The following is a 2,081-nucleotide window of genomic DNA, read 5'->3' as shown; positions in this document are numbered from 1 at the left end:
GGGGTCCCCGCCGAAGGCGGCGATGTTCTGTTCCACCCAGCGCAGCGCCATCACGATGTCGCGCAGGAACAGGTTGCCGTCGATCGGCACCTCGGGGGTGGACAGTGAGGACAGGTCCACACAGCCCAGGGCGCCCAACCGGTAGTTCACCGACACATACACACAGCCCCGCCGGGCCAGGGGTGCGCCGTCGTAGATCGGGGTGGCCGAACTGCCCATGATGTAGCCGCCGCCGTGGATGAACACCATCACCGGCAGCGGTTCACCGTCCGGCCCCGGGCCGTGCCACCGCGGGGTGACGACGTTGAGGGTCAGGCAGTCCTCGCTCATCGGCTGGTACTTTCCGGGCGCGATCATGGTGTAGACCCGGTGCTGCGGTGCGCAATCGGTGAACCGGTGACACGGCCGCACCCCGGTCCAGGCCGCGGCGGGCTGCGGGGCGCGGAAACGCAGCGGGCCCACCGGCGGAGCGGCGTAGGGAATCGAGCGCCACCGGTTCACCCCGTCGCGGGTGAAGCCCTCGACCTTCCCGCCGGCGGTGTCGACCACAACGGTGTGCTGATGCATATCTACCGACGTTAGCGAATTCGTCCCCCCGCCGCGCCTGACGTGCCGGCCGTCGCCTGGCGGCTAACCTGGCCGGATGCGGATTGCCGTGTTGTTGGCCGCGTCGGCGCTGGTCGCGGGGTGTTCCCAGGTTCCGGCCGGCAAGCCGGGCCCGACCGGACTCACCCCGATCACCCGCACCAGCGGCGCGACCCCGCCGAAGACCTCCGCCACCACCTCGACGTCGACGTCGACGTCGACGTCGGCCCCGGGCCAGGACGCCCCGGGACCGAACGCCGCCGCCGGTGAGGCCGCCGCGTGGGTGGAAGCCGGTCCCCCGGTCGACGGTGCGGACTTCCGGGTGGCCACCCGCAACGGCACCACCACCGCCCTCGGCGACGACACGGCGTTCACCACCGCCTCGGGAACGAGTTGCATGACCGACACCAAGCGGGTGGCCGGCGGTCTTGCCTGCCTGGTGAACCTGACGGACCCGCCGCGGCAACCGCCGGACGTCTACGGGGTGTGGAAGGGCGGCTGGGTGGACTTCGACGCCGCCGGAGTCCGGGTCGGCTCGGCGCACGGCGATCCTGGGCGGTTCAGCGCCGGGCAGGGCCCGCCGCTGCCACCGGGCGGGTCGCTGTCGTTCGGTGACTTCCGCTGCCGCGCCGACCCTGCCGTGCTGGTGTGCGTGAACTACGCCAACAAGGCCGCGGTGCGCTACAGCGACGCCGGGATCGAGGCGTACGGGTGTACCCGGCAGGACCCGCCGCAGGACGGCGTCGGGGTGCAGTACGCCTGCTGAGCCAGGCCCATTTCCGACGATCGCTGCCGTTGTAATTGACGTTTGCCAGGTATTGGTGTCCGGGGCCATAGACCTGACTTTTACCGGCAACCCGATTGTTTGCCAGCAATTCAGGGTGCATCCGGGGTGATCCCGAGCGCGACCCTCAGTGCTTTGGGGATTACCACTCGCCCCGCCCGATCTATCGACACCAGCACAACCTGGAGATCACCACCGTCGTGGCAAATTGGTATTTGGAAACCACGCCGTCGCCGTAGCTTCGTCCGACTGCAGCACAAGGTCCCAGCGGGATGACACCCCCTCGGGGCGGCCCATGCCGAGCGCTGGGTGTGTCGTCCCGCGGCTGGCCCCGGTTCGCGGCGGTGGCAGTCCGGCGCCGAAGTGGCACAGCGCCTAAGAAGAGTTCAAGCCGACCCTGAGCTGCGCCACGAACTGACCGTCCTGGGTGAGACCACCGACGACCTCGGGCCGATTCGGTGAGCAAGGCCGGCGTGCTCGACACGTCGGTGTTCATCGCCGGCGAGAGCGGGCGTCCACTGCTCGACACGCGCATCCCCGACGAGGTCGCGACGACCGTGATCACGCTGGCCGAACTCACCGCCGGGATTCTGGCTGCCGGTTCAGCCGAGGTCCGTGCCCGACGACTGGCCACCCTGGAGGCCATCGCGGACCTGGAGTCGTCGTCTTGGGTGACGACGGGCAGTCCGCGGGATACGGCGATCGCCGCGAT

At 69.8% G+C, this 2,081-nt stretch carries 3 protein-coding genes; 2 read left to right on the top strand and 1 reads right to left on the bottom strand.

Annotated elements, in window-relative coordinates; translation table 11 throughout:
• A partial coding sequence (locus tag ADBZ5U_RS16010) for a carboxylesterase family protein (protein ID WP_526811846.1) occupies window positions 1–567 on the bottom strand: 567 nt, incomplete at its 3' end.
• A 76-nt stretch (window positions 568–643) separates the two neighbouring features.
• Between ADBZ5U_RS16010 and ADBZ5U_RS16005 the strand changes: the two genes are divergently transcribed.
• Window positions 644–1,351, top strand: a complete 708-nt coding sequence (locus tag ADBZ5U_RS16005) for a hypothetical protein (RefSeq protein ID WP_526811844.1) — start codon at window positions 644–646, stop codon at window positions 1,349–1,351.
• A 476-nt stretch (window positions 1,352–1,827) separates the two neighbouring features.
• Window positions 1,828–2,081: PIN domain-containing protein (locus tag ADBZ5U_RS16000; protein ID WP_526811842.1), on the top strand; the 254-nt coding region annotated here is incomplete at its 3' end.

The organism is Mycobacterium sp. (assembly GCF_040398885.1).
In the GTDB taxonomy this organism is placed as follows: domain Bacteria; phylum Actinomycetota; class Actinomycetes; order Mycobacteriales; family Mycobacteriaceae; genus Mycobacterium.
This window is presented reverse-complemented; position numbering and strand designations above follow the sequence as displayed.

Bases quoted from the DNA above. Each gene is read 5' to 3' on its own strand.
- ADBZ5U_RS16005 (WP_526811844.1), top strand. From the start codon at position 644: ATGCGGATTGCCGTGTTGTTGGCCGCGTCGGCGCTGGTCGCGGGGTGT.